At 46.1% G+C, this 13244-nt stretch carries 11 protein-coding genes; 5 read left to right on the forward strand and 6 right to left on the reverse strand.

The window, feature by feature from the left end; all coding sequences use genetic code 11:
* From AB4653_RS02210 to priA, 5 genes are all read right to left on the reverse strand, one after another.
* Nucleotides 1-454: AAA family ATPase (locus tag AB4653_RS02210; RefSeq protein ID WP_372103212.1), on the reverse strand; the 454-nt coding region annotated here is incomplete at its 3' end.
* Nucleotides 455-512: 58 nt separating this feature from the next.
* Nucleotides 513-1061 carry an ATP-dependent protease subunit HslV gene (gene hslV, locus AB4653_RS02215; RefSeq protein ID WP_004729692.1) on the reverse strand — a complete coding sequence of 183 codons (549 nt, stop codon included), beginning with the start codon at nt 1059-1061 and terminating at the stop codon, nt 513-515.
* A gap of 214 nt (nt 1062-1275) precedes the next feature.
* Entirely contained in the window at nt 1276-1815 is a 540-nt protein-coding gene (locus AB4653_RS02220) for an SPOR domain-containing protein (RefSeq protein WP_009848881.1), read from the reverse strand.
* A 122-nt stretch (nt 1816-1937) separates the two neighbouring features.
* On the reverse strand, nt 1938-2942 hold the full coding sequence (cytR, locus tag AB4653_RS02225) for a DNA-binding transcriptional regulator CytR (RefSeq protein WP_009848882.1): 1005 nt from the start codon (nt 2940-2942) through the stop codon (nt 1938-1940).
* A 240-nt stretch (nt 2943-3182) separates the two neighbouring features.
* A complete protein-coding gene (priA, locus tag AB4653_RS02230; RefSeq protein WP_009848883.1) occupies nt 3183-5384 on the reverse strand; it encodes a primosomal protein N' in 2202 nt (733 codons plus the stop codon).
* Nucleotides 5385-5714: 330 nt separating this feature from the next.
* Here priA and rpmE point away from each other — a divergent pair, with 330 nt between their 5' ends.
* Nucleotides 5715-5933, forward strand: coding sequence for a 50S ribosomal protein L31 (rpmE, locus tag AB4653_RS02235; RefSeq protein WP_009848884.1), 219 nt, complete (start codon nt 5715-5717; stop codon nt 5931-5933).
* Nucleotides 5934-6264: 331 nt separating this feature from the next.
* Complete coding sequence (locus AB4653_RS02240; protein ID WP_009848885.1) at nt 6265-7554, forward strand: malic enzyme-like NAD(P)-binding protein; 1290 nt, start codon at nt 6265-6267, stop codon at nt 7552-7554.
* Between the two features lie 199 nt (nt 7555-7753).
* Here AB4653_RS02240 and metJ read toward each other — a convergent pair whose 3' ends face one another.
* On the reverse strand, nt 7754-8074 hold the full coding sequence (gene metJ / locus AB4653_RS02245; protein ID WP_004729686.1) for a met regulon transcriptional regulator MetJ: 321 nt from the start codon (nt 8072-8074) through the stop codon (nt 7754-7756).
* Nucleotides 8075-8282: 208 nt separating this feature from the next.
* On the opposite strand from metJ, the gene AB4653_RS02250 reads away from it, so the two are divergent.
* From AB4653_RS02250 to metF, 3 genes are all read left to right on the forward strand, one after another.
* Entirely contained in the window at nt 8283-9464 is a 1182-nt protein-coding gene (locus AB4653_RS02250) for an O-succinylhomoserine (thiol)-lyase (RefSeq protein WP_102258062.1), read from the forward strand.
* 2 nt (nt 9465-9466) lie between these two features.
* Nucleotides 9467-11878, forward strand: coding sequence for a bifunctional aspartate kinase/homoserine dehydrogenase II (locus AB4653_RS02255; RefSeq protein ID WP_009848887.1), 2412 nt, complete (start codon nt 9467-9469; stop codon nt 11876-11878).
* A 339-nt stretch (nt 11879-12217) separates the two neighbouring features.
* Entirely contained in the window at nt 12218-13117 is a 900-nt protein-coding gene (metF, locus tag AB4653_RS02260) for a methylenetetrahydrofolate reductase (protein WP_009848888.1), read from the forward strand.
* The last annotated feature ends 127 nt before the right edge of the window (nt 13118-13244 follow it).

Below are 13244 nucleotides of genomic sequence, written 5' to 3' on the forward strand. Positions count from 1 at the left end.
CTTCAGTTGATTGCTCGTTCTGACCCCAAGCATCACGTGCTGGTGGTAGAAGGGCATCAAGAATGCGTTCTTCAGCTTGTTCTTCAGCGCGGTACTGTACTTTTTCCATCGCTTGTTGGTGTGTCATCTTGATGGCAACGTCCGTTAGATCACGGATGATGGTCTCAACTTCTTTACCAACGTAGCCAACTTCAGTGAACTTAGTCGCTTCTACCTTGATGAAAGGCGCGTTTGCTAGTTTAGCTAGACGGCGAGCAATTTCAGTTTTACCTACACCGGTTGGGCCGATCATCAGGATGTTTTTTGGTGATACTTCAACACGCAGACTTTCTTCAAGCTGCATACGACGCCAGCGGTTACGAAGAGCGATAGCCACTGAGCGCTTAGCGTTGTCTTGGCCAATAATGTGGCGATTGAGTTCGTGAACAATTTCGCGAGGAGTCATCTCAGACATGGTTTTTCCTTAATTCTTTAATCACTGTTGAATACAACGTTATTGATGGAAGCGGTCGTTACTCTGGTTTTGGTAGCTCAACGGTGCTTTCTAGTTCTTCAATAGTGTGGTGATGGTTGGTGAATACACAGATATCGCCCGCAATGTTCAGCGACTTTTCTGCGATTTCACGCGCATCTAAATCTGTATTTTCTAATAGTGCAGTGGCTGCTGCTTGAGCGAAGTTACCGCCCGAACCGATAGCAATCAGGTCGTTCTCTGGTTGAACTACGTCACCGTTACCTGTGATGATCAATGAAGCAGTTTCATCCGCTACTGCTAGCAGTGCTTCTAATTTACGTAGAGCACGGTCGCTACGCCAATCCTTCGCCAGCTCAACGGCAGCTTTGGTTAGGTGGCCTTGGTGCATTTGCAGCTTGCTTTCAAATTTTTCGAATAGCGTGAAAGCATCTGCCGTACCGCCAGCAAAACCGGCCAGTACTTTGTTGTTGTATAGGCGACGTACTTTACGGGCATTGCCCTTCATTACGGTGTTGCCTAGAGATACTTGTCCATCACCCGCGATGACGACTTTATTATTACGACGTACAGATACAATGGTAGTCACGAGTAGGGCCTCTTAATATTTCTTATCTTTGGGTATAAAAAGTATATGAGGATGGTGCTCGGATAATTCAAGGAAGGTCGAGTGATGTCGCGCAACTTATCGGCGGAAGTTGTAAGGAAATTTGGCTAAAGGGTGTAGATAAAAGAAAACCTCCACAATGGGAGGCTTTCGGTGTTTGGTTTTTCTGCTTCTGCTTCTGCGGCTAAATCTATAACTACTCGGTGTCTTTCCAAATAGCACAAGGTTCGATTTTCGCTCGCTGCAGCTTATGGCGATCTCGCTCTGCATCACGCTTCAATTTATATGGCCCTAGAACCACACGGTACCAGCTACTTCCATCTTTTTTACGGATTGAACTTGAGATACCTTGGAAAGCAATATCCAACTTACGTGCTTCAGCTTGGCTTGAGGTTTTGTACGCGCCACATTGCATGATGTAAGGGATCTTCGAGATCTGTTGCTCTTTGGCTTTTACTTCAATCTCACGACTTGGCAAGGTTTCAACGTAATCCCACTTCTCCTCTGGAGGGGGCGGAATTACTTTTGCTGGTTTCGGCTTAGGCTTTGGTTTGGTTACCACTGGAGTCGGTGCTGGCGGCTCAGGATCATTACTCAATAGGTAAAGGCCGTAACCAAAACCACCGGCAAGGAGGATCGCCAAAAGACCACTACGCCATGGTTTACGGCGAGGGGCTTGTTTCTTGGTCGGTTTTTTCGTGCCACGACCGCGCTTTACATAATCTCTATTAGCCACAAGACAATTCAATAGTTGCTGATTCTGCTCTCATGGTAATCCAGATTGAGCGAGGATAACAGTGCAGAAATGGAAGCGGCACATCAAAATGTGCCGCAGAATTATAAGGATATTTCTTCAGATTAGATTCGAGGCGGCGCTGTACTACCTCGAACGACTAATTTGGCTTCAAGCAGGCGCGACCCCGCTTGCACATCGTTGCCTTTAAGTACGTCGAGCATCATCAACATTGCTTGGCGTCCAATCTCATAACGAGGCTGAGAAATAGTGGTTAGCGGTGGATCGCAGTATTGAGCGAATTGGATGTCATCAAAGCCGACAATCGATAGGTCTTGAGGAACGCGTAAGCCTAATTTTTTCGCTTCTTGAATCGCGCCGATGGCCATCGCATCGTTATGACAGAAGATCGCTGTAGGTTGTTCAGGAAGAGCGAGTAATTGACGAACAGCTTGAGCGCCCGCTTCAAAGGTAAAGTCACCGACAGTGCTGTAGGCAGGATTCATTGATACTCCTGCACGACGTAGCGCTTGTTGGTAACCTTGTTGGCGGAATTTACACAGCGTTGCCGATATGGGCCCTGAGATTTGAGCGATACGTTTATGGCCTAACTGAGCTAGGTAGTTCACCGCTTCAAATGCTGAGGTCAGGTTATCGATGTGTACGGTAGGGAGTTCAAGCTCAGGGGCAAACTCACACGCCATCACCATCGGCGGTAAATTTTTTTGTTCAGGCTTACTGACATCAAACGGGTGGTCGGTGCCAAGTAGTAGCATGCCGTCAGCTTGTTTGGTGAATACTAAGTTAACAAATGAAGACTCACGCTTCTTCTGTTGGCCGCTATCACCCAGTAAAACGAGGTAGTCATTTTCTACTGCGGCATCTTCGATACCACGAATGATCTCTGCGAAATACGGGTCACAGATATCAGGAACAATAGTGATGATGGTTTTTGATTCGTTGCGACGTAAGTTTCTAGCTAATGTATTGGGTGAGTATCCAGCTTCAAGTACTGCTGTCTCAACTCGCTTACGAGTAGAAACCGAGACTTTTTCAGGGTTCATCAATGCACGTGATACCGTGGCTGTTGAAACGCCTGCTAGCTGGGCAACATCCTTCATTGTCGCCATAAATTAAACCCTCTTTTTAATTCCTTTGCTGCCTAAGTATCTAAGGCATGAATAATAAATGTAATCGAATAGATATTGTGAAAGTGTTGCTAACACTTTTTTTATTGCAATATTTTATTCGTTTCACCCATGTAAAGTTACGGCTAGATTAACAAAAATCACATGACTAGTGTGAAGTTGCTCACGAGAAATATGAAATATTTGTGAACAAACTTATCATTAGTTTTAACCCAAGTGGGTTTAGCTCAGATCTTGCGGCTCAATATCGAGTGACCAACGGACTTTTTTCGCAGCGGGTAACATATTGATTGCTGGCTTGGCGCTCATTAATAGCTTTTGCATCAACGAGCGAGTCTGTGTTTGTAAAATAAGCTGCCAGCGCGATTTACCTGCTCGTTTGGCTAGTGGTGCAGGGGTTGGTCCTAGCACCATGCAATATTGGTCAAATAACGGATGCGATTCCAATGTGTGGCGCACTTGACGCAAAAACTCTTCCACTAAGCGAGTGTCATTGGCTTCCGCTCTAAACAAAGTCATGAAGGTATAAGGTGGCAACATCGCTTGTTTACGCTCTGCCAATGCAGTTTGAGCAAAGTGGTTGTAGTTTTTGTGCAGTAATGCCTGTAATAAGCCGTGTTCTGGATGGTGAGTTTGTAAGATAACTTCCCCCGGCTTACTGGCTCGTCCTGCTCGACCGGCGACTTGAGTAAACAATTGAGCCAATCGCTCAGAGGCGCGAAAGTCACTGCTATATAAAGAGGCATCAACGTCCAGCAATGCCACAAGTGTGACATCTGGGAAGTGATGCCCTTTAGCAAGCATCTGTGTACCAATCAGAATTTGGTATTCACCTTTACGAATCGATTCTAACGCGCTTTCTAAACTGCCTTTTCGGCGAGTGCTGTCTCGGTCAATGCGAATGGTTTTGTATTCAGGGAATAGTTGACCAAGTTGTGTTTCAAGTTGCTCGGTGCCGACACCTACAGTCACTAAATTAGCCGAACCACAGCCTTGGCAATTGTGCACGATATGCTGCTGCGATCCACAATGGTGGCAGCGCATCTCATTGCTGTATTGATGATAGGTGTAGTAGGCATCACAACGCTTACATTCCGCTGTCCAACCACAATCGTGACACATTAATGCGGGAGAAAACCCACGACGATTGAGGAACAACATCACTTGGTTGCCTGCTTTGAGGTGTCTTTGCATTTCAGCAATCAACGACGCAGACAAGCCACTTTCTAGATATTCCCCCTTAACGTCCAACACTTTATTGGTGGTCGGCAGCGCGACACCTGCGCGTGAGGTCAGGGTGAGGTAACTGTATTTACCGATCTGAGCGTTGTGCAGCGTTTCAAAGGCCGGAGTCGCCGAGCCTAGCACAACCGGAATCTGCGCTTTATGAGCACGCATGATGGCAACATCACGAGCGTGGTAGCGTAGGCTATCTTGCTGCTTGTAAGAGGCGTCGTGCTCTTCATCGACAATGATAATGCCCAGATCCGCGAACGGTGTGAACAGAGCTGAACGAGTACCGATCACAATGCCCGCTATTTTATCACGCGCCGACAACCAAGCATTTAGTCGCTCAGAATCGTTTAAACCAGAATGGATAACCTCAACTGGAACATTAAAGCGTCGCTTAAAGCGGTTAATCGTTTGAGGGGTTAGACCGATCTCGGGCACTAACACTAACGCTTGTTTACCTTGGTCGAGAATCGGCTTGATCATATTCAGGTAGACTTCGGTCTTACCTGAGCCAGTTACACCCTCTAGCAAGAAGCAACCGAAGTCGGTTTGACTATTTACTGTCGCTATTGCTATAGCCTGTTCTTCACTGAGTTTTGGCTTATCTTGATCGTTTTCGAGCTCAACTGGCCACGGCTGGCGTTTCGGCTTTTTCTCTACCGATTCAACCCAGCCTTTCTCTTCCAACGTCTTAAGTACCGCGCTGCCCACTTCTTCATCGATGAATTCTTGATGGGGAACAGGGCCGTGCTCAAGCATGTGCATTACTTTGGCTTGTTTGACGGCACGACCAAAGCCTTGCATCAGTTGATCTCTACCTGATGGGGTCAGTTGCCATTCAACAAGCGTCGCGAAATCGGCCGCTTTGCCCTTTCGTAAGGCGCTTGGTAGTGCGTTGGCCAAGGTTTCACCTAGTGGATACTGATAGAACTGGCTGCACCATACCAAGAGTGAGTAGACCGATTCCGGCCAAACGGGTTGGTTGTCTAGTAAGGCTTTAATGGGCTTGAGTTTGTCTAACTCGAATTCAGATTCGTTAACCAGAGCCGTAACAATGCCTGTTAAGGTTTGTCGTCCAAAAGGCACAGAGACTCGACCGCCAATAATCGGAAATAGGTGGCTAGGAATCTTGTAATCGAACTGCTTGTCGAGTGGAACAGGCAGTGCCACACGGGCAATCATTGGACGCATAAAGGGACGGCTTTATCTGAGTTGACGAGAGCGAACAGTCTAATGGATAAGGGCGTTAAATTCGAGGAGCAGTTTAGATGACAGAGCTTACTTGAGGCTTGAATGCTACTGGAGCCAGAAAATAACGCTTAATAGAAGGTTTAAGGACAGTGTTGGTGAAAAATGTATCAAATCAGTTGATCCTACCTCACAGATTCATTACTATACTGCGCCTTAAAGGTATGGCTTTATCGCGGTTTAGTGATACAGCGGTGTCTTTATTTATTTTTTAACTACGTGTGGTGTCCGGCTTAGAATCGGATGGCGACACGGCCTAATTGAGGTTTTCCCATGAAAGTTGGTATCCACCCAGAATACAAAGCAGTTTCTGCAACTTGTTCTTGCGGCAACACATTTGAGTTCAACTCAACGCTAGCAAAAGAATCAATCCACCTAGACGTATGTGACAAATGTCACCCGTTTTACACTGGTAAGCAACGTATCGTAGATACGGGCGGCCGTGTTGATCGCTTCAACAAGCGTTTCGGTGCTCTTTCTAGCAAGAAGTAATTCTCGCTATTTAGACATAAAAAGGACACTTCGGTGTCCTTTTTTGTTGCCTTAAATTTGAAAAAATACTGAATCGTATTTCATTATTAGCTCATTTAAAGTGGTAGGTTACTGGCGTAAATTTTATTTCATCGCTTACCCCAACACTCCTTCCTCGAAATTCGCTCTAAAGTTGAGCAGGCGACAGTAATTTCAACTGCCCACTGGTCTTATTAGTAGTGAAATCTCGTTTTTTAATGATACAGATGCTTCAACCACCTAGGAACTTTGAAGTACATCCATTAACATGAACAAGATCCCCCAAATAATAATATCCTAGGAACCTACACCTATGTCTGAAGACAGCCGCCAAGATCAATCCCCTCAAGAATTATCGCCTCAAGAACAATTCCGTCAGCAAGCTCTTGATTATCATGAGTTCCCAATTCCAGGCAAAATTGCCGTAGAACTGACGAAGCCTGCAAACTCTGCAGAAGACCTAGCACTGGCATACAGCCCTGGCGTAGCTGAGCCTGTTCGCGAGATCGCACAGAATGTCGATAACGTTTATAAGTACACAGGTAAAGGCAACATGGTTGCAGTTATCTCTAACGGTACTGCAATTCTTGGCTTAGGTAATCTTGGTCCTATTGCTTCTAAACCGGTCATGGAAGGTAAAGCGCTACTGTTTAAGCGTTTTGCTGGTTTAGATTCTATCGATATTGAAGTAAAACACCGCACAATCGATGAGTTCGTTGATACGGTTGCGAATATCGCAGATACATTTGGTGGTATTAACCTAGAAGACATCAAAGCACCAGACTGTTTTGAAATCGAGCGTCGCCTGATTGAGCGTTGTGATGTACCTGTTTTCCATGATGATCAACACGGTACTGCGATTGTAACGGCAGCGGGTATGCTTAACGCGATCGAGCTTCAAGGTAAGAAACTGGAAGAGTGTAAGATCGTTTGTTTAGGTGCTGGCGCAGCAGCGGTTGCTTGTATGGAGCTACTGATTAAGTGTGGCGCTCAGCGTGAGAAGATCTACATGCTTGACCGTAAAGGTGTGATCCACACTCGTCGTGATGACTTGAATGAATACAAAGAGCTGTTCGCAAATAACACCGACAAGCGCACGCTTGAAGATGTTATCGAAGGCGCTGACCTGTTCTTGGGTGTATCGGGTCCTAATCTGCTACCAGCTAAGGCACTTACGCTGATGGCTGATAAGCCTGTTGTGTTTGCATGTTCAAACCCAGATCCAGAGATCAAACCTGAGCTTGCACATGAAGTTCGTTCTGACCTAATCATGGGTACTGGCCGTAGTGATTACCCTAACCAAGTAAACAACGTACTTTGTTTCCCATTCATTTTCCGTGGTGCACTAGACGTGCGTGCGAGCGAAATCAATGACGAAATGAAGCTAGCGGCGGTTAAAGCGATTCGTGAACTAGCAAAAGAAGAAGTTCCAGCTGAAGTACTGGCAGCTGCGGGCGAGACTGCACTGGAGTTCGGTAAGGGTTACATCATTCCTAAGCCAATGGACCCGCGTCTGCTTCCTCGTGTTGCAAAAGCAGTTGCTGAAGCGGCTGTTGAGTCTGGCGTTGCTCGAATTGAGATGCCTGCTAACTATATGGCTTAATGCCTTAATGCCTTAATAGCTTAATAGCTTAATAGCTGTTGCTCTATTGAGCGAAAAAGAATAATAAAAAACCGACTCATAGGAGTCGGTTTTTTTATGTCTATCATTCACAGCGCAGCTACAGATAACGTAGTGGGTGATGTGACAAATAGGGTTCAGCTATAGCGAATCAATAATGAAGGCGGTGACTGAGTTGTTTTTATTCTTCGTCAAACGCTTCGAACTCGATGCCCATCTCTGTCATCAGTTTTTTGACTTCAGTCGGGATGTCGTCTGGACGATCTTTACGAAGGTCTTCATCCGTTGGCAGTGGTTGGCCTGTGTACGCATGTAGAAAGGCTTCGCACAGTAGCTCACTGTTTGTTGCATGGCGTAGGTTATTGATCTGGCGGCGAGTGCGCTCGTCAGTAAGAACCTTTAACACTTTTAGAGGGATAGAAACTGTAATTTTCTTTACTTGTTCGCTTTTCTTTCCATGCTCAGCATATGGGCTTATGTATTCACCATTCCAGTCGGCCATTGCGTACCTTCATCACTTTAGTTGTTAGAATAAATTAATAGTGCTGATTTTAGCGGGATTTACTGCCATAAGCAAAGACATATAGACGTCCAGAAGTGTTGACGTCTCACGTTTATGAAAGTAAAGTGAGTAACATATATCTAACACAGCCACAAAATGCCGACAAGCAGCTGTGATTCTCAGACGCAAAACTTGTAAGGAAGCACCTATGAGCAGCCGGAAGCCAGCAACCATCGCAGTACGTACTGGCATCGAGTCAGACACGCAACACCATGCCGTTGTCCCACCTATTTATCTTTCGACTAACTATGGGTTTCCCGCTTTTGGTGAAGTGCCAAAGTATGATTATACCCGTTCTGGTAACCCAAACCGCGGTCTATTAGAAACGGCACTGTTTGAGCTTGAATCAGGCAAAGGCGCGGTTGTCACTAACTGCGGTACGTCGGCACTTAACTTATGGGTATCCGCTTTCTTAGGTGGCGATGATCTTATTATTGCACCGCACGACTGCTATGGCGGTACTTACCGTCTGTTTAACACACGCTCACTCAAAGGTGACTTCAAAGTTCTGTTTGTTGATCAATCGGATCAAGCTGCACTGGATGCGGCGATCGCGCTTAAGCCAAAGTTAATCTTAATCGAAACGCCATCGAATCCATTGGTTCGTGTGGTTGATATTGCAGAAACTTGCCGTAAAGCGAAAGAAGTAGGTGCTCTGGTTGCTGTCGACAACACGTTTTTGACGCCTGTGTTCCAAAAGCCTTTAGAGCTGGGTGCGGATTTTGTTATCCACTCAACCACTAAATACATCAACGGACACTCAGATGTTATTGGCGGCGTTGTGGTCACTAAAACTGAAGAGCACGCTGAAGAGCTATCATGGTGGGGTAACTGTATTGGTGCAACCGGCACACCATTTGATAGCTACATGACGCTACGTGGTATTCGTACGCTAGGTGCACGTATGCGCGTTCACGAAGAGAGCTCACGTGAAATTCTGACGGCTCTGCAACAACAAGATCTGGTGGGTACGATTTACCACCCAAGCCTTCCTGAACATCCGGGTCACGAGATCGCGAAGAAACAGCAGTTGGGCTTTGGTTCCATGCTGAGCTTTGAATTTTCGGGATCTTTTGAAGCACTTAAATATTTTGTGGATAAATTAGAGCTATTTTCTTTGGCTGAATCATTGGGCGGTGTTGAAAGCCTGATTTGTCACCCAGCGTCGATGACTCACCGTGCTATGGGCGAAGAAGCCTTAGCAGAAGCGGGTGTTTCTCAACAATTACTGCGCCTTTCTGTTGGCCTTGAAGATGCAGAAGACTTGATTGATGATCTCAAGCAAGCGTTTGAAAAAACACAAGGCTTTATCGCAGAAGGGGAGGTTTAATAATGACAACCTTTCGCCAGCTACATAAATTTGGTGGCAGCAGTTTAGCGAACCCTGAGTGTTACCAACGCGTGGTCAATATTCTTAGAGAATACTCGTCATCTACTGACTTGGTCGTGGTATCGGCTGCGGGTAAAACAACTAACCGCTTGATTGAGTTTGTTGAAGCGCTCGACAAAGATGGTCGTATTGCGCATGAATGTCTACAAACCCTTCGTCAGTTCCAGCTTGAGCTGATTGAAGCGCTGCTTGAAGGTGAGTCTGCGGCTCAGCTAACGGCCACTATTCAACAAGAATTTACTGCTTTAGGTGAGCTAACTGCTCCTCTAAGCGAATCGCAAAAAGCACAGGTGTTAGGACACGGTGAGGTTTGGTCTTCACGTTTGTTAGCCGCTCTGTTGTGCCAACATGACTTACAAGCAGTTGCTCAAGATGCGCGTGCCTTTTTACGTGCAGAAGCGGGTGCTCAACCCGAAGTGGATCGCGCGCGTTCTTATCCTCTGATTAAAGAAGTTTTGGCTCAGCATACGCATTGCCGAGTGGTGATTACGGGCTTTATGGCTCAGAACTGCGAAGGTGAAACAGTACTGCTTGGTCGTAACGGTTCAGATTACTCAGCAACCGTGATTGGCGCCTTGGCTGAAGTTGAACGTGTGACGATTTGGAGTGACGTGGCGGGCGTTTACAGCGCTGACCCTCGTTTGGTTTCGGATGCGTGTTTGTTGCCTCTGCTTCGCCTTGATGAAGCGAGTGAACTCGCTCGTCTGGCGGCTCCAGTGCTCCATAGCCGAACGCTACAGCCTGTGGCTCAAAGTGCTATGGATCTCAGCTTGCGCTGCAGCTACCAGCCGGAGGCGGGCTCTACACAAATAGAGCGTGTACTGGCATCGGGTCGCGGCGCAAAAATTATTACCTCTCTGGATGAAGTTCTGATCGTTCAGCTGACCTTTGGTCATGGCCATGATTTTGACCGCTTAGAAAGTGAAGTCCTTGAAGGCCTTAAGCGAGCTCAACTTGAGCCGCTTGCTTATGAGCTTGAACCGGATCAGCACTGCTTGCGCCTTGCCTACACGGAAGAGATTGCTGGTGGTGCGTTGGAATATCTACAAGACCACGCGATTGAAGCGGAAATTAAGCTTAAAGAAGGCTTCTCTCTGATTGCGGCGGTGGGTGCTGGTGTGACTAAGAACCCGAACCATTGTTATGGATTCTACCAACAACTCAAGAGCTCACCGGTTGAGTTTATCTCAGAAGCGAACTCTGGCTTGAGCTTAGTGGCTGTGATTCGTAAGAGTGAAACATCAAGCCTAGTGAAAGGCATTCACTCTCAACTGTTCCAAGCGCAGAAGCGTGTTGCGATTGCTTTATGTGGCAAGGGCAATATTGGTTCAAGTTGGTTAAGCCTGTTTGCTGAGCAAAAAGCGGAACTTGAAAAGCGTCGTGGAATGAACTTTGAATTGGTTGCGGTGATTGATAGCCAAACTTATTGGTTCGATGATCAAGGCATTGATGCGACTTCTGTGAGCAAGCGTTTTGATGATGAAGCGATTGCCAATAACGGCAACGACTGGCTAGAGCGTTTGGGTTCTATTCAGGGTTACGATGAAGCTGTAGTACTCGATGTCACGGCAAGCCCGGTGCTTGCTGCAAAATACCTGCAAGTCGCACAACAAGGTATCCACCTGATCTCAGCTAACAAGGTGGCAGGTTCTGCATCAAGCGAGTATTACCATCAGGTACAAGATGCTTTCGCTAAGATCAGCCGTCATTGGCTGTACAATGCGACAGTGGGTGCTGGCTTACCGATTAACCACACGGTACGTGACCTGCGCGAAAGCGGTGACGATATTATTGCTCTGTCAGGTATCTTCTCGGGCACTCTATCTTGGTTATTCCAACAGTTTGATGGCACTGTGCCGTTCAGCGAGTTGGTTGATTTAGCGTGGCAACAAGGCCTGACGGAACCGGATCCTCGTGCTGACCTCGATGGCTCTGACGTGATGCGTAAGCTAGTGATTCTGGCGCGTGAATCGGGTTTAGATATTGAGCCTGAAAACGTCAAAGTAGAATCATTGGTACCTGAAGAATTACAAGATCTGTCAGTGGATGACTTCTTTGATAAAGCTTCTGTACTGAGTGAAGAGTTGGCCGAGCGTTTAGAGAAAGCGCAGTCTCAACAGAAGGTCCTTCGTTACGTAGCGCGTTTAGAGAAGAATGGTAAGGCAACGGTAGGCGTTGAAGCGTTATCTAAAGAACACGCTCTGGCGAACTTACTGCCTTGCGACAACATCTTTGCGATTGAGAGCAAATGGTACAAAGATAATCCATTGGTTATTCGTGGCCCAGGTGCTGGTCGTGAAGTGACAGCTGGTGCAATTCAGTCTGATTTAAACAGAATGTCTAGCCTGTTTTAATACTTAGAGCGGTTGGTTTAATACTTAGAGCGATTGGCTTAATAGTCAGATCAATTGCTTTAATACTCAGATTAATTGTTTAAATGCGTAAATAGCATACTATCCACTAAGATAAATAAGGCTGAAAGCACGATGTGTTTTCAGCCTTTTTTCTACATTATTTCTTCTTTGCGACCCACCTATCGGCTTGAGCTTTTCTCACTATCTACTTGAAAAAAATTCATAATGGATCTGTTGACATTAAATCGTATTCAATTCATTCTGGAGACATATAGACGTCTAAACGTCGCTAGGGATTTGAGATTATTTAGTGGTTGCTTTTGCCACAGGGAGAGTAAGATGGGATACACACACGCAAGTCATATCGACGCTTTAAATCAGAATATTGCAGAGCTTTCTGACAACATCAATGTGTCATTTGAATTTTTCCCACCAAGCAGTGAGAAGATGGAAGAGACCCTGTGGAATTCTGTTCACCGTCTTAAAACACTTCAACCTAAATTTGTATCAGTAACCTATGGTGCAAACTCGGGTGAGCGTGATCGTACCCACTCAATCATTAAAGAAATTAAGAACCAAACAGGCTTAGTTGCTGCACCACACTTAACGTGTATTGATGCTAGCCGCGAAGAGCTGATTCAAATTGCCGACGATTACTGGGCAAATGGCATTGAAAGTATTGTTGCGTTGCGCGGTGATATTCCAGCAGGCGGTGGTGCGCCAGATATGTATGCGTCTGATTTAGTCGAGCTGCTTAAATCTCGTCACGACTTTGATATATCAGTAGCGGCATTCCCTGAGGTTCACCCTGAAGCAAAAAGCGCTCAATCTGATCTTATTAACCTAAAGCGTAAAGTGGATGCGGGTGCAAACCGTGCAATCACTCAGTTCTTCTTCGATGTCGAAAGCTACTTACGTTTTCGTGACCGTTGTGTGGCGGCTGGCGTTGACGTAGAGATTGTACCGGGTATCTTGCCGGTTTCTAACTTCAAGCAAGCGTCTCGTTTTGCTGCGATGAATAACGTAAAAGTACCAGGTTGGATGGCGAAGCAGTTCGAAGGCTTGGATGATGATCCAACAACTCGTCAGTTAGTCGGTGCTAGCCAAGCGATCGATATGGTTCGTACGCTAAGCCGTGAAGGTGTGAAAGATTTCCACTTTTACACGCTAAACCGTGCAGAAATGACTTATGCACTTTGCCATACGCTAGGTGTTCGCCCACAAGTCGCTGCGCTTTAAGTAAAGTCTAGGAAGTAAAGCCCAAGCGCTTGTAAAAGCTTCTGGTAGTAACATTTCAAATCCTATAGATACAAAAAAGGCTTGGACTCTAAGAGTTCAAGCCTTTTACGTTTCTAGTTTCTAGTTT

Source organism: Vibrio sp. 10N.222.48.A3 (assembly GCF_041475345.1).
Lineage (GTDB): Bacteria > Pseudomonadota > Gammaproteobacteria > Enterobacterales > Vibrionaceae > Vibrio > Vibrio tasmaniensis_A.

Coding starts and splice junctions, on each gene's coding strand:
- AB4653_RS02255 (WP_009848887.1), top strand. CDS start 9,467: ATGACAACCTTTCGCCAGCTACATAAATTTGGTGGCAGCAGTTTAGCG.
- priA (WP_009848883.1), bottom strand. CDS start 5,384: ATGCGTCCAATGATTGCCCGTGTGGCACTGCCTGTTCCACTCGACAAG.
- cytR (WP_009848882.1), bottom strand. CDS start 2,942: ATGGCGACAATGAAGGATGTTGCCCAGCTAGCAGGCGTTTCAACAGCC.
- metF (WP_009848888.1), top strand. CDS start 12,218: ATGGGATACACACACGCAAGTCATATCGACGCTTTAAATCAGAATATT.
- AB4653_RS02250 (WP_102258062.1), top strand. CDS start 8,283: ATGAGCAGCCGGAAGCCAGCAACCATCGCAGTACGTACTGGCATCGAG.
- metJ (WP_004729686.1), bottom strand. CDS start 8,074: ATGGCCGACTGGAATGGTGAATACATAAGCCCATATGCTGAGCATGGA.
- rpmE (WP_009848884.1), top strand. CDS start 5,715: ATGAAAGTTGGTATCCACCCAGAATACAAAGCAGTTTCTGCAACTTGT.
- AB4653_RS02240 (WP_009848885.1), top strand. CDS start 6,265: ATGTCTGAAGACAGCCGCCAAGATCAATCCCCTCAAGAATTATCGCCT.